This window comes from uncultured Sulfitobacter sp. (assembly GCF_964021855.1).
In the GTDB taxonomy this organism is placed as follows: Bacteria; Pseudomonadota; Alphaproteobacteria; order Rhodobacterales; family Rhodobacteraceae; genus Sulfitobacter.
In genome coordinates this window covers 73,878-93,097 of the sequence record NZ_CAXHZD010000005.1, presented here as the reverse complement: position 1 = coordinate 93,097, position 19,220 = coordinate 73,878, and the positions used below count along the sequence as shown (strand labels likewise).

At 59.7% G+C, this 19,220-nt stretch carries 16 protein-coding genes; all 16 read right to left on the bottom strand.

Annotated features, from left to right (window positions below; all coding sequences use genetic code 11):
* Positions 1-53: 53 nt before the first annotated feature.
* A complete protein-coding gene (locus AADJ11_RS16450; RefSeq protein WP_051360504.1) occupies positions 54-1,292 on the bottom strand; it encodes an ABC transporter substrate-binding protein in 1,239 nt (412 codons plus the stop codon).
* Between the two features lie 35 nt (positions 1,293-1,327).
* Positions 1,328-2,380, bottom strand: coding sequence for a branched-chain amino acid ABC transporter permease (locus AADJ11_RS16445; RefSeq protein ID WP_027238747.1), 1,053 nt, complete (start codon positions 2,378-2,380; stop codon positions 1,328-1,330).
* Between the two features lie 3 nt (positions 2,381-2,383).
* Positions 2,384-3,268: a branched-chain amino acid ABC transporter permease gene (locus AADJ11_RS16440; protein ID WP_027238748.1), complete on the bottom strand. Its 885-nt coding sequence runs from the start codon at positions 3,266-3,268 to the stop codon at positions 2,384-2,386.
* 15 nt (positions 3,269-3,283) lie between these two features.
* Complete coding sequence (locus AADJ11_RS16435; RefSeq protein WP_027238749.1) at positions 3,284-5,260, bottom strand: AMP-binding protein; 1,977 nt, start codon at positions 5,258-5,260, stop codon at positions 3,284-3,286.
* 25 nt (positions 5,261-5,285) lie between these two features.
* The gene (locus AADJ11_RS16430; protein WP_036784113.1) at positions 5,286-6,065 is read right to left on the bottom strand and encodes an ABC transporter ATP-binding protein; all 780 of its coding nucleotides are present in this window, start codon (positions 6,063-6,065) and stop codon (positions 5,286-5,288) included.
* Between the two features lie 211 nt (positions 6,066-6,276).
* Positions 6,277-7,116, bottom strand: a complete 840-nt coding sequence (locus tag AADJ11_RS16425) for a MaoC family dehydratase N-terminal domain-containing protein (protein WP_027238751.1) — start codon at positions 7,114-7,116, stop codon at positions 6,277-6,279.
* Positions 7,117-7,126: 10 nt separating this feature from the next.
* A complete protein-coding gene (locus AADJ11_RS16420; RefSeq protein ID WP_027238752.1) occupies positions 7,127-8,290 on the bottom strand; it encodes an acyl-CoA dehydrogenase family protein in 1,164 nt (387 codons plus the stop codon).
* Positions 8,291-8,293: 3 nt separating this feature from the next.
* Positions 8,294-9,088 (bottom strand): citryl-CoA lyase, encoded by a 795-nt coding sequence (locus AADJ11_RS16415; protein WP_027238753.1) that lies wholly within the window; start codon positions 9,086-9,088, stop codon positions 8,294-8,296.
* Positions 9,088-10,002, bottom strand: a complete 915-nt coding sequence (locus AADJ11_RS16410; protein WP_341235580.1) for an SDR family NAD(P)-dependent oxidoreductase — start codon at positions 10,000-10,002, stop codon at positions 9,088-9,090. The genes AADJ11_RS16415 and AADJ11_RS16410 overlap by 1 nt, the downstream gene beginning before the upstream one ends.
* Positions 10,003-10,013: 11 nt before the next feature.
* Complete coding sequence (locus tag AADJ11_RS16405; protein ID WP_027238755.1) at positions 10,014-10,973, bottom strand: hydroxymethylglutaryl-CoA lyase; 960 nt, start codon at positions 10,971-10,973, stop codon at positions 10,014-10,016.
* Positions 10,974-10,977: 4 nt separating this feature from the next.
* Complete coding sequence (locus tag AADJ11_RS16400; RefSeq protein ID WP_341235579.1) at positions 10,978-12,984, bottom strand: biotin carboxylase N-terminal domain-containing protein; 2,007 nt, start codon at positions 12,982-12,984, stop codon at positions 10,978-10,980.
* Positions 12,985-12,994: 10 nt separating this feature from the next.
* A complete protein-coding gene (locus tag AADJ11_RS16395) occupies positions 12,995-14,602 on the bottom strand; it encodes a carboxyl transferase domain-containing protein (RefSeq protein ID WP_027238757.1) in 1,608 nt (535 codons plus the stop codon).
* Positions 14,599-15,990 (bottom strand): AMP-binding protein, encoded by a 1,392-nt coding sequence (locus AADJ11_RS16390; RefSeq protein ID WP_341235578.1) that lies wholly within the window; start codon positions 15,988-15,990, stop codon positions 14,599-14,601. The genes AADJ11_RS16395 and AADJ11_RS16390 overlap by 4 nt, the downstream gene beginning before the upstream one ends.
* A 26-nt stretch (positions 15,991-16,016) precedes the next feature.
* A complete protein-coding gene (locus AADJ11_RS16385; RefSeq protein ID WP_027238759.1) occupies positions 16,017-17,177 on the bottom strand; it encodes an acyl-CoA dehydrogenase family protein in 1,161 nt (386 codons plus the stop codon).
* 9 nt (positions 17,178-17,186) lie between these two features.
* The gene (locus AADJ11_RS16380; RefSeq protein ID WP_027238760.1) at positions 17,187-17,966 is read right to left on the bottom strand and encodes an enoyl-CoA hydratase/isomerase family protein; all 780 of its coding nucleotides are present in this window, start codon (positions 17,964-17,966) and stop codon (positions 17,187-17,189) included.
* A complete protein-coding gene (locus tag AADJ11_RS16375) occupies positions 17,963-19,144 on the bottom strand; it encodes an acyl-CoA dehydrogenase family protein (RefSeq protein ID WP_027238761.1) in 1,182 nt (393 codons plus the stop codon). Before AADJ11_RS16375 ends, AADJ11_RS16380 begins: the two co-directional genes overlap by 4 nt.
* Positions 19,145-19,220 lie beyond the last annotated feature (76 nt).

Below are 19,220 nucleotides of genomic sequence, written 5' to 3'. Positions count from 1 at the left end.
TGCCCGGGGCCAAGGATCAGGACGGGCGCCGCGACTGCGGCGCCCGGATTAATTCACCACTTCTGAACGTCAGGAACGTCGACGCCGATCGCTTCGATGGTGATCTTGCCATCTTTGACAGTGCCCACATTCACCTTGAGACCTTCCAAAGGGAAAGGCGCTTCGGGAGTGAACGTGAGGGATGGAAGAAAGCCGTGGGTTTCTTCGGTCGTGATCGGCCCGGCAAAGAGCGCCTCGCGTACCATCTCTCCGGTCAGGCCCTCGGCACCGTTCGCCGCAATCGCGTGATCGATCACGGTCGCGACAAAGAGGCCCTGAGACACGCCCATTGCGGTCACGACGTTCCAGGGCGCCTTGAGCCCATAATCGGCAACCAGTGTTTCATAGAATTGCCGCGCGGGAGTGTCCTCATCGGCCGCGATCGCCATGCCGTAGGCTTCAAAATCGCCCTCCAGTTGATCAAGCCCGCCAAGCGCGCCGCCCGAGGCCGGAAGCCCGTTATGCGAACTCATCATGATCGGGATGTTCGAACCGTTGGCCTGCAGTCCACGTTTCGCCGCAACTACGATAGAAGTGTTCGTCTGGATGATCAGCGCCTCGGCCCCGGCCCGCACGACGCGGCGCATTTGCCCCGTCAGATCGGTCGGTTGCACTTCGGTATAGATGACCTCGACGAGGTCAATCTCCTCGGGGTGCTCTTCGGCATAGAGTTCGAGGCCCTTTGCCATATCGACATAGGCAGGCGAGGCCTCGGAAGCCAGGATCGCAACCTTAAGCGGACCGTCTCCACCTCGCTGTTCACGCATCCAGTTCAGAAAGCCGGCGCTTTCGTGCGAATAGGTCGGACGCGGGTTGAAAATCCAAGAATTCGGTTTCCAGGCAAAACCGTAGCTGGCCGTGGCCATGAACATCGGAATCTTGTCTTCCGGCAGGCGTTCGGAAAGGGCGGCAACGTCAGGCCCGCCAAGGCCGACGACCGCAATCGGATCCAGTTCCGATTTGATCCCGGGCCAGAGGCTCGCCACCTGTGCCGCGTCATAGCGGGTTTCGTAGTTCTTATAGTTCAGCGTAACGCCAAGTTCCTTGCCCCGGGTTTCATTCCACCAGGTGAACACAGCCTCGCGTCCGCCCGCCAGAATGGGCATGATGTCAGCATAGGGGCCGGAAAAGTCCGACAGCAGGGCGAGATTATAGGTTGTCTCCGCCTGCGCTTTCAAAGGCATAGTTGCCGCAACAGCTATGGCACACGCTGCCAGCAGGCCGCGGAGGCCTTGTTTCGTTTGGTAAGTCATATTTTTCCTCCCAGGTTAAGAGCCGCTCTATTTTTTCAGTAGGGAAACGGCCAGATACGATAAGATGATTTCATTATGTTCCAGCGGTGCATCAGCCCCTTGGGTTCGAGGATCATGAACAATGCGATCACGCCGCCAAGAACGACATTCATGCCGGCGAACACGATGTCTCCGCCAAGGAATGATACCGAGTCGGCAATATTGGGGCCGACCGTCGCGATGATTTCCTGGATGATGCGGATAATGAAGACACCGACCAGGGCTCCCACGATTGATCCCATCCCGCCGACGATGATCATCGCGACAAAGAAGATCGAGTGAAACAGGGTGAACTGGTCCACCCCCACGAAGCGGATCAGATAGGCCCACAGCGCCCCGCCGACACCCGCATAGAAAGCGCCGATCAGGAAGGCATTCGCCTTGGTGGCCGCGACATTGATCCCCATGATACCTGCGGCCACGTCATCATCCCTGACCGCCACGAAGGCACGGCCAAAGCGTGACCGGACGATCCCGAATGCGCCCGCGACCATGATCGCGGTGACCGCAAAATTCATGTAGAACTGCGCAGTTTCGCCAACGAAGCGCAGCCCAAAAAGTTCTGCGGGCGGCACGGTGATACCGTTTGATCCACCCATCCAGGTTGACGGCAGGTTTAATACGGCAAAGTGGAACAGGAACTGTGCCGCAATCGTGGTCAGAGCCAGATAAAACCCCTTGATCCGCGCCGCGGTCAAACCAAAGAGAAAGCCGAATAGCGCAGCCGAGAGGCCGGCCAGAGGAATCGTCAATAAGAATGTAAGGCCGGTCTTCGAGGCAAGTATCGAGGCCGTATAGGCCCCGACCCCCATGAAAGCCGCCTGACCCAGGTTAATCTGGCCCGCATAGCCGGTGCAGATCTGAAGCCCTACGGCAATGACGGCGCTGATCATCATCATGTTCAGGATAGCGATGATACGCCCGCTTACCAGATAAGGCGCTAACAACAGCAGAGCCATGAACAAGACGAGGGCAAGCACCTGCCAGCGCGTTCGGATAATACGTCTGTCACTGCGATAGCTTGTCGGGAAAATACCGGAGGGATCCATGGATTACACCCGCTCGATTGTGCGCCAGCCGAACAGGCCGGTCGGCCGGATCAGCAGAATGGCAAGCATGATGATGTATGGCACGACACTGCCAAGTGAGCCGCCAATCAGCGGGTCAAGATAGTTGGTGGTCAGGCTCTGGGCGATTCCGATGATTATTCCTGCCAGAATAAGCCCGCCGATGGATTCCAACCCGGCAAACAGCGCCACCGGCAGGGCCGCGAACCCGATATCCGAGGCCAGGAAGGTCAGCGATTTGCCGCTGAGAAAGATCATTGCACCGATCGTGGACAGGATTGCCCCAAGCACCCAGGCAAAGGCAATCGAGCCCTTCACTGAAATCCCCATCGAAGATGCCACGACGTGATCTTCTGCCACTGCGGTCATCCGCAGACCCGACCGGGTCCGGTTGAAGAACCACGACAGCCCGACGGCGGCGACAATGGTGATGATCCCACCCATAAGGAGGTTCATCGGGATCAACATATCACCGAGGAACAACGGTTTCAGCGGGAAAATGATCGGGAAGGGCCGCACGGCGGGACCGAACACAAGTAGCACCAGCCCGCGCAACAGGATCAGCAGGCCGACAGTGACCATGACCATCGAAAAAACCGATTCACCGATCAGCTTTGTCAGAAAAATCCGTTCGATTGCGTAGCCGACCAAGCCAGCCAGAACCAGCGAAAGCGGTATCGACAACCAAAGGCTAAGCCCCGCTTGCATCGTTGTGAACCAGACGATGAACCCGCCGATGATCACAAGTTCGCCCTGCGCGAAGTTGAATACCTTGCTGGCGCGGTAAATCACGACAAAGCCCATGGCCACCAGCGAATATAGTAGGCCGATCAAAGCCCCGGTTATAATGTCATTGATGAAATAAACCATCTTCGCCGACCTCCCTTAGGTTTTGGACTGCCGCTTGGCAGCCTTCGATGCGTTTTCGACATCTGATACGCGAACCGTGGCCTTGAGAACGCCTTGACGGCCATTCTGATAGGTCACGGCGATTTCAAGATCGGTCTTGTCACCGCCGCCATAGATCGCTTCGACAAGGTTTGCATATCGTTCCTCCAAAAAGGCCCGCCGGAGTTTCCGGCTGCGGGTCAACTCGCCTTCATCCGGGTCGAGCTCTTTAGGGAAATTCGCAAACCGCGCGATGCGCGAGCCTTCGGGTAGAAGGCCATTGATGCGCGCCACTTCGCCTTTGATAAGCTCCAGAATTTCGGGTTTTTGCGACAGATCGGTGTATGTCGAGAAGCTGATCTTGTTCTCTTCCGCCCAACGACCCAGAACTTCCATATCGATATTGATAAGCGCGCTGACGAAGTCACGGCTTTCGTCGCCCAGGGTCATGAGATCCTTGATGAAGGGGCTGTAGCGCAACCGCGTTTCGATGAACTGCGGCGGATAGCTGTGCCCGTTTGCCAGGCGGCGCATGTCCTTGACACGATCAAAGAACAAAAGCTCGCCGTCGTCGGTCATGGACACCGCGTCACCGGTCTTGTACCAACCGTCTTCGGTCAGCTCCTCTGCGGTCTTTTCGGGCTTGCCGTGATAGCCGCCGAAGCCCGATCCGCCCCGCACCTGAAGCTCGCTTTCGTCCGAGACTCTGTAGTCCAGCGGTTCGCCGTAGTTCGTGTTGCTTTGCATCCAGCTGCCGCTGGTTTCCAGCTGATAGCTTTCGCCGACATGCGCAGTCAGAAGGCCGATTTCGGTCGCGCCATAGACGTTGCGCAGTTTGACGCCCATTGCGTGGAACATGCGAAAGACGTCAGGTGCCATCAGGGCGCCGCCGCTCATTGCGTTTTTGGCCTTACCAAGGCCAAGATTGTCGCGCAGGTGATGCAGCACCAGCGCCTCGGCAAAGGGAAGCTGCAGGCGTGCGGCAAGGCTGGGGCTGCGCCCTTCCAGCCGCTCGACATAAACGTTGCGGCCGACTTTCATACCCCAATTGTACATCGCATTGCGGAACTTGCCCGCACCCAACATCCGGGCCTGGACGATAGAGGCGAGGTTCTCCCACTGGCGCGGGCTGAACACCAGCGCGTCAACCGCCAGTTCGCGAATGTTGGTCAGCACGTCTTCGGGGCCTTCGGGGAAATTGACGACCATGGGCGCGATCAAACCGATCGACAGGCCGAAAATCTGTTCCGTGACCCAGGCGGGGGAAATGTAGGTCAGGTATTCCGTGCCTGGCGCGATTTCGATTGCCCCCATCACCCGCGAGCAGTTGTCGAACAGGTAACGATGGCTGATGACAACGCCCTTGGGTTTTCCCGTGGTCCCGGAGGTATAGGACAGCAAGGCGGTATCGTCCGCCCGCCCGCGTTTGACGTGTTCTTCAAATCTGGCAGGCTCTTTGGCGTGGATCTGACGTCCAGCCGCGCTCACACTTTCAAAGGAATGCAACAGGGGATGATCATAGCCCCAGAGGCCGGAATCATCCCAGTAAACGATCGCCAGGGCACCCGGGTATTTGCCCGCGATCTCGATGCATTTATCGACTTGCTCCTGATCCTGCGCCAGAAAAATCCGCGTTTGCGAGTCTTCGGCCAGATACAGAATCTCTTCGGCGTTCTGATCCGGATAGACGGACAGGACTTTGCCGCCCAATGACTGGACGGCGTATTCAGCCCAGAAATGTTCGGGTTCGTTTTCGCCGATCATCATGACGGAATCGCCCGCCGACAGGCCCAGGTTCTCCAGCCCGAGAGCCAGGGCACGAACCCTGTCAAGCACATCGGCCCAGGTGAATTCACGCCAGATACCAAGGCGCTTGTGGCGTTCGGCGAGGTCGTTCGGCGAGGAGATTGCACGCGCGAGCAACACCTGTGGCAGGGTTTCGCTATGTGTCACTGCCGGGTCTGAATAGACCATTGCTGTTCTTTGTTTGACCATCCCGCTACCCCAGATATGCCTTGATCACAGCCGGGTCCTTCTGGATTTCTTCCGGGGTGCCTTCGGCGATCACCCGCCCGAAATCCAACACCACAATCCGGTCGGCAAGGTCCATAACCACGCCCATGTCGTGCTCGACCAGAACCACCGGAATCTTGCGCGCTTCCCGCACATCGAGAATGAAGCGCGCGAGGTCTTCTTTCTCTTCCGAGTTCATACCGGCCATCGGTTCATCCATCAGCAGGATCGACGGTTCCTGCGCCAATGCACGGCCCAGATCGACACGTTTGCGCAGCCCGTACCCCAACGTGCCCACGGGCCGGTTGCGGATTGCCTCGATCTCCAGAAAGTCGATGATCTCTTCAGCGGCTTCGCGATGTTCCGATTCCTCGCGCATCACGGGACCGAATTGGAAAAAGGCCTGGATCACATTCGATTTCATCAGCATGTGACGGCCGATCATGATGTTTTCCACCACGGTCTGCCCGGCAAAAAGATGGGTGCCCTGAAACGTCCGCGCCAAACCGCGCCGGGCGATCTGGTCAACACGCAGGCCGGTCACGTCCTGACCAGACAATTCGACACGGCCTTTCTGCGGACGGTAGAAGCCCGCAGTAACGTTCAGAAGTGATGTTTTTCCGGCACCGTTCGGGCCGATGATCGCAAGCAATTCATCGTCGTTTACAGAGATGCTCACATCGTCGAGCGCCGTCACACCGCCAAATTTCAAAGTTGCACCACGCACCGCAAGCGGCGCTGAGACGATCCCGCCATTCGTAGTCATGATGCAGCCCGTGTCTTTTCCCGACACGTCATGGAGTCGCGCACAGCCCTACCGTAGGGTTGTCCGTTGAGAACGAGTTTTCCTCGCATCGTTTCTCCTCCCACCTCTTTGTTCAGAGGTTTGCCTGGGCTGTTTACCAAGTTTCCCCGCACAATCTAACAGATGTTAGAAAATTTAGTCAACAACTGAATTCGCTACCGAAGAAAACCGATCAGACAGCCGCGTACTCTGCGGAAAAGCTTCGAAGACCTTTTTGATCCTGACACCAGACTGTCCCGGAGGCACCGGTCCCTTCATTGTGCAATTGCAATTCGCAGGGCAGGGTCAGCGGTGCGAGTCCGCGGAAAGAAAACCGGTGGGGCGACGTCTTCAACGCATTCGCCGCCAGGTTCAGAAGCAGCGTCGCCTGCAATGGGCCATGCACAACAAGCCCGGAATAGGCTTCGGCTTCGGTGGCGTAGACATGGTCATAGTGGATGCGATGGGCATTGAACGTCAGCGCCGAATAGCGAAACAGCAGCACAGGATCCGGAGTCAGGCTCGATCTGAGCGTGGCGGGGTCGCCCGCGCCGGGTGCGCTCTTCACCGGGCGGGGCGCGGTGATCTTACGAAAGACAATCGACTGCTGTTCCCGGATACAAAGCCGGTTGCCGCTAAAATACTCGTGTTCGATGGTCACAAAGACCAACGCTCCGCTGCGGCCCTGCTTGGCCGTTATATCCCCGATCGACGAGCGGCGGGTGAAGGTTTCACCGATCGTCAGCGGCGCGATATGTGTAACATCGCCGCCGGCCCACATGCGGGCGGGCAGCGGTACCGGGGGCAGAAATCCACCCCTTGCGGCATGGCCATCTTCTGACAGGGCGGCAGCTGGCACGGTATCAAGGGCAATACACCAATGAATTCCCAGCGGAACATCACCCGCTCCGCCCCAAAGGTGCGGGCCGAATGTGGCACGGAATTTGTCGATCAGCCCCTGCGTCAGAACATCTTCACTGGTTTCGGTGCGTCCCAGCCAGGGCGCAAGCGCGTCTAGGTCGATCTCACTCATGGTCGCGAACTCAGAAGGATCGCGGCATGCCGAGGATATGCTCGCCGACATAGGACAGGATCAGGTTGGTCGAGATCGGGGCCACCTGATACAGTCGGGCCTCGCGGAACTTGCGCTCGACATCGTATTCCCGCGCGAAACCGAAGCCGCCATGGGTCTGGATGCAGGCATTGGCCGCTTCCCAGCTGGCTTCCGAAGCCAGCAGCTTGGCCATATTCGCCTGCGCCCCACAATCCAGCCCGGCATCGAAACGTCTGCAGGCCTCAAAGCGCATCAGATTGGCGGCCTCGATGTTCACATAGGACCTGGCGATGGGGAATTGCACGCCCTGGTTCTGGCCTATAGGACGGTCAAAGACCACGCGGTCGCCGGCATAGGCGCGGGCCTTGTCAACGAACCAGTATCCATCACCGATACATTCCGCTGCAATCAGGGTCCGTTCGGCGTTCAGCCCGTCAAGAATATGGTAAAACCCGCGCCCTTCGGTCCCGATCAGGTTTTCAGCGGGGATTTCCAGGTTGTCGAAAAACACTTCATTGGTTTCGTGGCCGGGCATATTGGCGATGGGGCGGACCTCCATGCCGTTGCCGATTGCCTCTTTCAGATCGACCATAAAGATCGACAGGCCCTGCGACTTTTTCTTGACCTCGTTCAGAGGCGTGGTGCGTGCCAGAAGGATCATCAGGTCAGAATGCTGGATGCGGCTGATCCAGACCTTCTGGCCATTGATCTCATACCGGTCACCCTTCTTGACCGCGGTGGTCTTCAGTTTGGTGGTGTCAGTTCCGGTTGTCGGTTCGGTCACGGCCATGGATTGTAGGCGCAACTCGCCGCTGGCAATACTGGGCAGGTATTTCTGCTTTTGCGCGTCCGACCCGTGCCGCAGCAGCGTGCCCATATTATACATCTGCCCGTGGCAATGACCCGCGTTGCCACCGCAGCGGTTCACCTCTTCCATGATGATCGAGGCTTCCGTCAAGCCCAGTCCCGAGCCACCGTATTCCTCGGGGATCATCGCCGCGAGCCAGCCCTCGCGGGTCAGCGCATCGACGAATTCCTCGGGGTAGGTTTCGTTTTCGCCGAACTTGCGATGATATTCTGGCGGAAACTGCGCGCAAAGTGCGCGCAAGGCGTCGCGCAGATCGGTGTGAGTGTCTGGGGCTGACGTCTGCATTGGTTACTTCGCTCCCGGTCCCGACGTTTCAAGAATTTCCTGTTCGGCGCGCTGCCACAGCTCATAGGAAATCGGGTTTTCGCTCTCTTCGAGGATATGACCGACCAGACCGATGGCACGCGCCATGACGCCAAAGCCGCGCACGATCTTCCAGGGGAAGCCGAATTCACAGCAGATTGCACCGATCGCACCAGTGGCGTTGATCGGCAGCATCTTGCCCGATTTTTCTTCGGCGACGGCCTGAATTTTCTGGATCAACGCGATGTATTCACCGGATTTTCCGTTTTCGGCGGCGATCTGGAACAGGCGCGGCGTGCGCGGATCGACGGGCTTGTGCACCGGATGGCCAAGCCCCGGCACGATGGCCTTGCGGGCGCGGAATTTTTCAACTGTTTCGACGGCAAGCGCATCCAGATCGACACCGGTGCCCAACTTGTCCTGCGGCAGCGCCTCGTAAAGCATTTTCGAGGAACCCTCCATCGAACCGACAAAGACGGTGCCAAGCCCACACAGCCCGGCCGCAACGGCCGCCTGAAGCGATTCCGGCGCACCCATGTAAGTCATCCGCGCCGCCAGAGCCGAAGGCGTGATGCCATGTTCGACAAGGGTAATGACGACGGCGTTGAACACCCGGCTTTCCTCGGGCGTGGCTTTCCGTCCCGTCAACTGCAGGAACGCCAGATCGCCGAGGTTCATGTGCCCGAGGATCTCGTTCGGCAGGTCGAGGCCACGCACGCTGATCTTGTCAGAGGTGCTCCAGGCAATATCGGAGCTGATTTTTTCTTTGCGTTTTTTCATTAGACCGGATCCCATGAAAAGACATCCGCCGAAACTTCGAGCGGCGTGAACTGTGATTTGAGCGCGGGAATGGCGCGCTCGGCGATTTCATCGGCGGTCCAGCCATCACCGGAATGGACCGACCGCACGGGGCGGGGCTGATTGAAAAGGAAGATCTCGTTTTTGCGAACCGCAAAGATTTGACCGGAAACGTCAGCCGCGCGGTCGCTCATCAGAAAACAGGCCATTGGCGCGACCTTGGCCGGTGTCATTTCCTTGATCTTCTCGACACGCGCCACCTGTTCCGGGGTGTCTGTCTTGATAGACGAGATCATCCGGCTCCAGGCGAAGGGCGCGATGCAGTTCGAACGCACGTTCCAACGTTTCAGGTCGAGCGCGACCGATTTCGAGAAGGCCGCGATGCCCAGCTTTGCGGCCGAATAGTTCGCCTGCGCCAGATTGCCGATCAGCCCCGAGGTCGAGGTCATGTGCACCAAAGCACCGCCCTCCTGTTCGCGGAAATAATCGGCCGCCGCGCGGCTGGTATTGAAGGCGCCGTACAGGTGGACCTTCACCACCGCGTCGAAATCCTCGTATGTCATCTTGTGGAAGAACCCGTCACGCAGGATGCCGGCGTTGTTCACCACCGCGTCGATGCGGCCGAATTCCTTGACACCGGCCTCGATCATCGCGCGGGCGGCGTCGGGGTCGGTGACGTTGCCGCCATCGGCAATGGCGTCGCCCCCGGCGGCCTTGATTTCTTCAACGACTTTCTGCGCCGCAGTTTCCGTCTGTCCGGTGCCCTTCAGTGACGCGCCCAGATCATTGACCACAACGGCAGCGCCTTCGGAGGCTGCCATCAAGGCGATGTCACACCCGATCCCGCCCCCGGCCCCGGTGACCAGAACAACCTTTCCATCAAGTGCCTTTGACATTCTCATCTCCCTCAGCTTGCCTTGCGATATTTGTCCAGGCCGCCGGTATGCATGACCCGGCCCATGAGCGGTACGCCGATGATCTCTTCCGCCTTGGCCGCCGCTGCGATCAGCTTGTCCAGATCAATGCCGGTTTCGATGCCGAGCTCGTGACACAGGAACACCGCATCCTCAGTGCAGACATTTCCTGCGGCGCGGGCGTGGCCGTGGCCCGCGAAAGGACAACCGCCAAGACCGGCGACCGAGCTTTCGAACATGTCCACACCCATCGACAGGGCGGCATGGAGATTGGCGATCCCAAGCCCCCGCGTGTCGTGGATATGCATACCGATGCGCGCCTCGGGCGCCATTTCGCGCAGGGCGTCGATCATGCGTTTGACCGCCTCGGGGTTTCCCCAGCCCATGGTGTCGGCGATCACAAGGATTGGCACGGGGATGTCCTCTTCTTCGCAAAGCTGAAGAATGAAGCGGAAATCGTCCAGAATGCGTTCTTGCGGGATGGGGCCTTCGAGGTTGCAGCCGAAGGCGGTCATCACATAGGCCGCGTCGACCGTATATCCCTCTTCCTTGTAAAGACGAACCCAGTCGCGTTGTTTTTCCCGCATGTCTGCGGACGAACAATTGTTGTTCGATTGGGCAAATGCCTCGGAAGGATAGAACAGCAGGCGCGGGTCGATATCGACCTCATGCGCCGTCAGGGCCTTGCGAAACCCTTTGTCGTTCAGCCACAGCGACGTGTAATTCACGCCCGGCTTGCGCTTGATACGCTGGAACAACTCCCCGGTGTCTGCCATCTGCGGCACATATTTCGGGCTGACAAAGCTACCGACCTGAATGCGCTTCAGACCGGTTTCGCTGAGCATGTCGATCAGTTCGATCCGTTCTTCGATCGGATAGATCTTTTTTTCGATCTGAAATCCCTCACGCGGGCCTTCTTCTCGAAATTCGACGAATTTGGGAAAGTCGCTCATGTCATCACTCCTCGGATGGTAGAATCTCGGCGATGACCTGGCCGCGATCGACCATGTCCCCATTCGAGACGGAAATGTTGCTGGCGATCCCGGCTGCAGCCGCCCGGATCGAGATTTCAAGTTTCATCGATTCCATCACCGCAACCACGTCACCCTCTGCGACAGCCTGGCCTTCGGCGACCTTGATTTCGACAATCATCCCTGTCAGCGGAGAGGTCACGGCGCGATCTGCCACCGCATCACCGCCAGCAAAGGCGAGGGGCGCGGCCGGACGGAAGACCAGGCGGCCTTCGGGCGTGTCCAGTTCGATCACGCCGGCGCTCAGACGTGCTTCGATCAGGTGGACGGTGTCGCCTTCACTCAGGCGCCAGCGGCCCGGCGTGATTTCACGGGCGGACAGTGTCAGCGCTTCGCCGTTTTCCGAATGGACGGTGTATTTGGCACCCGGTTTGACAGGTCCGATGCGCAATTCCTCGGATTCATCGTCTGAATCGGTGAGCGTCACACTCGGCCCCGCTTCGATCGCATCACCGCCCAGGCCAAGCCGCCAGCCGGTAAAGGAGTCACGGTTGGTCCAGGGATTGGCATCAGTACCGCCACGCGACTTGGCCACGAAGAGAATGGCGGCTGCCGCCTTCCACAGATCGGGACGGACAAGGGGGGCTGCCTGTGTCAGTTCGTCCAGCCTGCCGTCGATCCAGCGCGTGTGAACCTGCATCCGTTCGAATTCCGGGTTCCGCACCAACGCCGTCAGGAAGGCGCGATTGGTTTGCACACCCTCAACCGCGACGTGGTCCAAGGCTGTCGCCAGCCGCGCCAAGGCGGTTTCCCGGTCGGGTGCATGCACAATCAGTTTGGCGATCATCGGATCATAGAAGGGCGTCACTGCGTCGCCTTCTTCGACACCGCTGTCGATGCGCAAACCTTCCGGCAGGCTGAGCGTGGTCAAGGTGCCGGTTGAGGGGGCGAACTGCATCGCCGGATCTTCGGCGTAAAGCCGCGCCTCGACCGCGTGGCCATTGATCGCCAGATCATCCTGCACCAGACCAAGGCCTGCGCCTTCGGCAATGCGCAGGTGCAGAGCAACCAGATCCAGGCCGGTGATCGCCTCGGTGACGGGGTGTTCCACCTGGATGCGGGGGTTCACCTCAAGAAAGAAGTAATCCTCGCCCGCGACCAGAAACTCCACCGTGCCGAGGCCGCGATAGTCAAGCGTTTCACCCAGGCGCACCGCGTCATGCGCGATCTCGTCCAGCAGCGCACGGGGCAAGCCCCAAGCCGGAGCCTCTTCGATAACCTTCTGGTGACGGCGCTGAAGCGTGCAGTCACGTTCGAACAGGTGCACCACGTGCCCCTTGCCATCACCCGCGATCTGCACTTCGACATGGCGCGCTTCTGGCAGGAAACGTTCCAGCAACAGCCCTTCGGAGCCAAAGGTGGATTTCGCCTCGCGAAGGGCGCCTTCGATGTCTTCCACAAGGGTGGCCTCATCGGTGACAAGCCGCTGGCCGCGCCCGCCACCGCCGCCGACGGCCTTGAGCAGAACGGGCAGGCCCATTGCGCGGACTTCATCGGCAATCTCTTGCGGATCGGACCACGCGCCTTCGGCACCCGAAATAACCGGGACGCCGGCGGCCACGGCAGCCTCTTTGGCGCTGGCCTTGTCGCCGAAACGGTCAAGCGTGTCCGGGGTCGGCCCCATGAAGACCATGCCGGCGGCCTCGACCGCACGGGCAAAATCAGAGTTCTCGGCCAGAAAGCCATAACCGGGATGGATCGCATCCGCGCCGACCGATTTCGCGGCGGCAATCACCGCGTCGATCTTCAGATAGCTCTCGGACGCCGGTCCGGCACCGATGCAGACTGATTGCCCGATCTCGCGGACATGTAGGGCATTGGCGTCGGCTTCGGAATGCACGCCAACAGGGGTGATACCGCTGGCCCGCGCGGTGCGCGCGATCCGGCAGGCAATTTCGCCGCGATTGGCGATTAGAAGCGTTTTGATTTTCATGATTCGCTCCTCACATCCTGAACACGCCGAAATTGGTTTCGGCCTTGGGTCTGCGCGAGGTCACATCCAGCATGAGCGCCATGACATCGCGGGTTTCACAAGGCTCGATCACGCTGTCGATCCAGAGGTTAGAGGCAAAATTGTAAGCACCTTGAAAATCCTCGTATTCCTTGCGGATGGGCGCCTTGAAGGCTTCCTCCTCTTCGGGGGTCCAGCTTTTGCCTTCGCGTTCGTTGATCTGTGCGCGGACCTGCGCCAGCACGCTGGCGGCCTGTTCCGGCCCCATGATCGCGGACCGTCCTGTTGGCCAGGCGAACATTGCGTCCGGCTGGAACGGGCGGCCCAGCATTGCCAGGTATCCCGCCCCGTAAGAGCCGCCGGTGATGATGGTAAACTTTGGCACCCGGGCCGAAGACATGGCCGTGATCATCTTGGCACCCGCCTTGGCGATGCCCATCTGTTCGACCTCGCGGCCAACCATGAAGCCGTTCACATCCGCCAGAAACAGCAGTGGAATGTCGCGCTGTACGCAGAGGTTGATGAAATGCGTCGCCTTCAACGCGGCCTCGACGAACAGCACGCCGGTATTGGCGAGAATGCCCACTTCGTGGCCGTGGATCCGGCCCCAGCCGGTCATGATCGTGTCACCATAAAGCGGCTTGAACTCGTGGAAATCGCTGTCATCCACCAGCCGTGCGACAATCTCGCGGTTGTCGGTTGGCACCTTGGGGTCGCGGCTGACGATGCCGTAGATTTCCTCGACCGGATAGGCGGGCGCGCGCGGCGTCTTGGGCGTCTTGCGGGGCAGGGGTTTTTCGCCCAGATGGCTGACGATCTCGCGGGTGATGGCCAGCGCGTGGGCGTCATCCTCGGCAAGATGGTCGGTCACACCCGACACGGACGAGTGCATCTTGCCGCCGCCAAGTTCTTCGGCATCCACCTTTTCGCCGGTGGCAGCAAAGGTCAGTTCCGGTCCGCCCAGATACATAAAGCCCTGACCGCGCACGATCACCACCTCGTCGCAGAGCGCCGGGATATAGGCACCACCCGCAGTGCAGGGGCCCATGACCACCGCGATCTGCGGCACACCGTCACCGGACATGCCGATCTGCTGGTGAAAGATCGATCCGAACTGCCCCTCATCGGGGAAAATGTTCTCCTGATCCGGCAGAAACGCGCCGCCGGAATCGACCAGCGTGATCACCGGAAGGCGGTTCTTCCACGCGATCTTCTGGGCGCGCACGTGCTTGCGGCAGGTCATGCCGAAATAGGTGCCGCCCTTCACGGTGGCATCATTGGCGATGATCATGCACTGGCGGCCCTCGATCACGCCGATGCCAGTGATGATGCCCGCCCCCGGCGGTACACCATCATATTTGTTCAGCCCGGCAAGCTCCCCGACTTCCAGAAAGGGGGTGCCCGGATCGATCAGCCGTTCGACGCGTTCGCGCGGCAGGATCTTGCCTTTCGACACGTGCCGTTCGCGGGCCTTTTCAGGGCCACCGACACGTTGTTGCAAGCGAAGGGCATGCAGCTCGCCGACTTTGTCGCGATACTGTGTATCGTTTTGCCGGAAGTCATCTGACCCGGTATCGAGCAGGGATATCATTTTTGTCATGGCAGGTCGGGATATTCTCTCAGAACAAAGGCAACCTTGGCGGCGCCGGGTTTTTCAAAAGTGTCGGGCGCGACCAGGTGAACGTCGGCCTTGAAGACCAGGGCATCGCGCAGGCGCTGTTCGATTTTCTTCTTGAGGGCAGCATCGTCCGCGGTATCGCGGTCGGGTCCGCGTTCGACGATCACTTTCAGCGCGCCCTGCGTGGTATGACCTTCGAAATCGGCCACGATGCGCATGACGCCGTTAGTGTCCGGCACCATCTCGGTGATCACGCTGTTGATGGCCGACGGGAACACATTGGCCCCGCGCACGATCAGCATGTCGTCGGTCCGGCCGGTGCAGCGGATCTTGGGTCCGGTACGCCCGCAGGAACATTCGGTGTCGATCACCTCGATATAGTCGCCGGACCGGAAACGCACCACCGGGCTCGCCTGACGGCCAATCGCGGTATAGATCATCTCGCCCTCGGCGCCTTTTTTCCAAGGGATGATGTCGCCGCTCTCGGGGTCGAGCAATTCAGTGATGATATAGTCCATGTTGACCATGTGCATCCCCGACTGGGCATCGCATTCGGCCCAGTAGGTCACACCCAGATCGGTGCCACCCAGCATTTCGGTGCATTTCGCACCCCAGGCCGCTTCGATCTTGGCGCGAATTGCCGGGATGCCACCACCGGGCTCTCCTCCGACGATCACCTGTTCCACTCCCAGCTCACTGGCCTTGCATCCCAGCACCTCCGGCGCGTTTTCCGCCAGGTGCAGCACGAAGTTCGGCGCGCCGACGATGCAGCGCGGACGCGTGTCGGCGCAAGCGCGCAGCAGCCGCTCCGCACCGCCATCCGCCCCCACCGGCACATCGATTGTGCCCATGTACTGCAATCCCTGCATCACGGGGATGCCGCCGACAAAGCCCTTGGCCAGCGAAAACGCGTGCAACACCATGTCGCCGGGGCGCACGCCATTGGCAAAGAAGCAGCGCGCTGTCATCTCGTGCCACATTTTGGCGTCGGATTCGGTAAGGGCAACATATGAGGGGCTGCCGGTGGTGCCCGACGAGGCCTGCATCTGAATGATGTCGGCCATCGGCGCGGCGCGGTGTTTGCCAAACGGCGGCTCGGCGGCCAGGCTTTCGCGGATCTCGGTCTTGTAAGTATAGGGCAGCTTTTGCAGGTCTTCGATGGTGCGAATATCGTCGAACTCCACGCCCGCTTCGGCTAACTTTTCCTGATAGAAGGTCGAGTTCGTCTTGAGATAGGCCATCTGCGCACGCAGTCGCTCTTCCTGAATGCGGCGCACTTCGTCAAGCGGCGTGCCCTCGATTTCGTGCCAGAAACGATCGTTTACCTTATCGGCGGCATCCTCCCGCCGGAAGCGCATTCCAAATTGCATATTGTCCTCCGTTCCGGACCGGGCGATCAATAGGACCGCGGCAGACCCATGACCTTTTCGCCGATGAAGCTGAGGCACAGCTCGCGGTTCACGGGTGCCGTACGCAACAGGCGCACCAGCGGATACATCTCGTAAAGTCCCGTATCCTCGGTGAAACCCGATCCGCCATGCGCCTGCAGCGCGGCGTCCACCGCTTCGATCCCAGCTTCGGCGGCGGCATACTTGGCCATATTCGACGAGGCCCCCGCGGGCAGCTTGTTGTCGAATTCCCAGGCCGCGCGACGGGTCATCAGGCTGGCCATCTCGACCGCTGTGTGCGCCTTGGCCATCGGGTGCTGCACGCCCTGGTGTGCACCGATGGGTTGGCCGAAAACATTGCGCTCGGAGGCATAGGCCACGCCCTTGTTCAGCGCGAAGCGGCCGATGCCGCAGCACAAAGCGGCCAGGATGATGCGTTCGGGGTTGAGACTGTCGAACAGGATCGAGAACCCTTCGTCCACCTCGCCGACCACATCCTCGGGGCCCAGATCCACCTCGTCGAAAAACAAGGTCCACTGTTCTTCGGGCAGGGGGATCGAGATCTTCACCCGCTGCTTGTCGACGCCTTTTTTCTTCAGATCTACGGCGAACAGGGTAAAGCCGTCGGTCTTGCGGCTGACTTCTGTGTGCGGCTTGGTGCGCGCCACCACCAGACAATAGTCCGACACCTCGGCGCCGGTGATAAAGGTCTTTTCGCCCGACAGGCTGAACCGGTTGCCCCGACGCTTAGCCAGCGTGGTGGCCTTCATCGTGTTCGACCCGGCACCCGGTTCGGTGATCGCGAAACAGAACTGGATATCACCGCGGCAGGCAGCCGGCAGCAGCTCCTTCTTGTGGAATTCGCTCCCGTGGCTGGCGATATGGGCCAGCGACATGGTCGGCCCGACCACCATCATCAGAAGCGGTATGCCGTGATTGGCGGTGCCCTCCATGAACAACGCCATTTCGGTCATGCCAAGGCCGGCGCCGCCGTATTCCTCGGGCACCATGATGCCCAGAAAACCATCGTCAGCAATCTGTTTGAACATCTCGTGCGGGAACTCATGCCTGCGGGCGTGGTCGAGCCAATACGCATTGTCGTATTTCTGCGCCAACTGACCGCCGTATTCGTAAATCTGGCGCTGTTCGTCGTTCAAAGTGAATTCCATGTTTCGTCCTCAGGCCTTGAATTCAGGGGTGCGCCGGTTCTCGAACGCGTCGAGCCCTTCGGCGACGTCATCACTGGGCAGCGCGCGCACGGCGGCGTCACGTTCCAGCCGCATTTGCTGGTCGATGCCCAGGTCCGTGCCTTCCCGCGCCAGCCGCTTCATCTCGGCGATACCGGGACGCGAGCGGGTGGTGATTTTCTGACAGTATTCCAACGCGGCCTGATGCAGATCCGCATCCGGCACGATATAGTTGACCAGACCGGCCTCTTTGGCCGCGCCCGCCGCAAGCCAGCGGGCTGAGAACATCAGGTCGAGCGCCCGGCGCTGCCCCATCAACCGCGTTAGCCGCTGCGAGCCGCCCCAACCGGGAATCAGTCCGAATTGTGCATGCTGATCGCCAAACTGAGCGGTTTCGGCGGCGAAACACACATCGCAAGCCAACATCAGTTCGATCCCGCCGGCCAGACACAACCCCTGCACTGCCACCACGACAGGGAGGGAGGAGGTTTCGAGCGCACGCAGGTTTTCCATGCCAAAGGCGATGAAGTGATCCAGCGCGGCGGGATCGTTCAATTTACCTTTCACTTCCACCAGATCGGCACCGGTGCAAAAGTTCTTGCCCTGTGCCCGGATGAGGATCGCCCGGATATCCGGGTTCGCCTCGAATTCCGAACGCGCGGCAGATATGCGCTCATGCACGTCAAGTGACAGGCAATTGAATTTCTCGGGGCGGGCCAGCTCGATGATGCCGGTGTTGCCCTCGGTCGTGACGATAATGGGATTGCTCATTTCTGAGCTCCCGTCGCCTTCTTGTCATATTGCAGCGCCATCCGTCCGACCTTCTCGCGGGCAATCACCAGCTTCTGGATCTGCGCGGTGCCGTCACCGATCTGCAGACCAAGCACATCGTTATAGCGCTGGTGGTGAGGCAGGTCGGTGGTATAGCCGTAATGTCCGTGCAGGATCAGGCACTGGTGCAGGATCTCGCAGGCGGTTTTGGGCAGGTACCATTTGCACATGGCCGCCTCGGACGTATGCGGCAGACCACGGTCGCGCAGGTCCAGCGTGTAATAGCAAAGCTGGCGCATCATGGTCAGTTGAGTTTCGGCTTCGGCCAGCGGGAAACTGACGCCCTGATACTGCACAATCGGCGCACCAAAGGCTTCGCGTTCCTGGACATAGGCCCAGGTTTCATCCACCGACGCTTGCGCGGCACCCAGGCACTCCAGCCCGATCAGTGCGCGCGAATAATCAAACCCGGCCATGATCGTTCCGAAGGCGCGATCCTGTTCGGCCATCATGTTTTCGGCCGGCACGAAGACGTCGTCAAAGAACACCGACCCACGCCCGACGGGCTTGGTGCCGATGTCGTCAAAATGCGTGCGCTTGATGCCGTCCTGGTTCAGATCGACAAAAAAGGCGCTGACCCCGCGTGAGCCACCGTTAGGATCGCCGGTGCGGGCAAAGACGACCGCCGCATCGGCCTGACTGGCAAAACTCATGGATGTCTTTTCACCGTTCAGCCGCCAACCGTTTCCGGATTTCTCGGCCTTCAGAATCAGGTTCGCCGCGTCCGATCCGCCGCGCGGCTCTGTCAGACCCAGACCAATGACGGCATCACCCGAAACAACCTTGGGCACCCATTTCGCCGCGATGTCGCGGGAGGCATGCTTGGCAACCATTCCGCCCATGAGAGAGCCGAGAAGCTGCACGTAACTTGCGTTGAAATCAGCATAGGCGATCTCTTCGACGATCAGCCCTGACGCGACAGAGCTTTCACCCAGTCCGCCGAATTCTTCCGGCAGATCGGCCCCGATCAGACCGAGTGCGCCCATCTCCTTGATCAGCGCACGATCAAAGGTATGGCCGCTTGCGCGCTCCTGATATGTGGGCGCAAGCTTTTCAGTTGCGAAGCGCTTCGCGGTTTCGCGAAAAGCCTTCTGATCGTCTGTTGGCTGGAAATGCATCGGTGCTCCTCCCAATGACCGAAATTTATCTTTCCAAAAATCTAACATTTGTTAGAATACAGATCAAGCATAGTTT

What these genes read in the sequence shown, in the direction of transcription:
- AADJ11_RS16395 (WP_027238757.1), bottom strand. Translation starts at nt 14,602, where the DNA reads ATGACAAAAATGATATCCCTGCTCGATACCGGGTCAGATGACTTCCGG.
- AADJ11_RS16445 (WP_027238747.1), bottom strand. Translation starts at nt 2,380, where the DNA reads ATGGATCCCTCCGGTATTTTCCCGACAAGCTATCGCAGTGACAGACGT.
- AADJ11_RS16385 (WP_027238759.1), bottom strand. Translation starts at nt 17,177, where the DNA reads ATGGAATTCACTTTGAACGACGAACAGCGCCAGATTTACGAATACGGC.
- AADJ11_RS16450 (WP_051360504.1), bottom strand. Translation starts at nt 1,292, where the DNA reads ATGACTTACCAAACGAAACAAGGCCTCCGCGGCCTGCTGGCAGCGTGT.
- AADJ11_RS16405 (WP_027238755.1), bottom strand. Translation starts at nt 10,973, where the DNA reads ATGAGCGACTTTCCCAAATTCGTCGAATTTCGAGAAGAAGGCCCGCGT.
- AADJ11_RS16415 (WP_027238753.1), bottom strand. Translation starts at nt 9,088, where the DNA reads ATGAAAAAACGCAAAGAAAAAATCAGCTCCGATATTGCCTGGAGCACC.
- AADJ11_RS16430 (WP_036784113.1), bottom strand. Translation starts at nt 6,065, where the DNA reads ATGACTACGAATGGCGGGATCGTCTCAGCGCCGCTTGCGGTGCGTGGT.
- AADJ11_RS16425 (WP_027238751.1), bottom strand. Translation starts at nt 7,116, where the DNA reads ATGAGTGAGATCGACCTAGACGCGCTTGCGCCCTGGCTGGGACGCACC.
- AADJ11_RS16380 (WP_027238760.1), bottom strand. Translation starts at nt 17,966, where the DNA reads ATGAGCAATCCCATTATCGTCACGACCGAGGGCAACACCGGCATCATC.
- AADJ11_RS16390 (WP_341235578.1), bottom strand. Translation starts at nt 15,990, where the DNA reads ATGCAATTTGGAATGCGCTTCCGGCGGGAGGATGCCGCCGATAAGGTA.
- AADJ11_RS16410 (WP_341235580.1), bottom strand. Translation starts at nt 10,002, where the DNA reads ATGTCAAAGGCACTTGATGGAAAGGTTGTTCTGGTCACCGGGGCCGGG.
- AADJ11_RS16420 (WP_027238752.1), bottom strand. Translation starts at nt 8,290, where the DNA reads ATGCAGACGTCAGCCCCAGACACTCACACCGATCTGCGCGACGCCTTG.
- AADJ11_RS16375 (WP_027238761.1), bottom strand. Translation starts at nt 19,144, where the DNA reads ATGCATTTCCAGCCAACAGACGATCAGAAGGCTTTTCGCGAAACCGCG.
- AADJ11_RS16435 (WP_027238749.1), bottom strand. Translation starts at nt 5,260, where the DNA reads ATGGTCTATTCAGACCCGGCAGTGACACATAGCGAAACCCTGCCACAG.
- AADJ11_RS16440 (WP_027238748.1), bottom strand. Translation starts at nt 3,268, where the DNA reads ATGGTTTATTTCATCAATGACATTATAACCGGGGCTTTGATCGGCCTA.
- AADJ11_RS16400 (WP_341235579.1), bottom strand. Translation starts at nt 12,984, where the DNA reads ATGAAAATCAAAACGCTTCTAATCGCCAATCGCGGCGAAATTGCCTGC.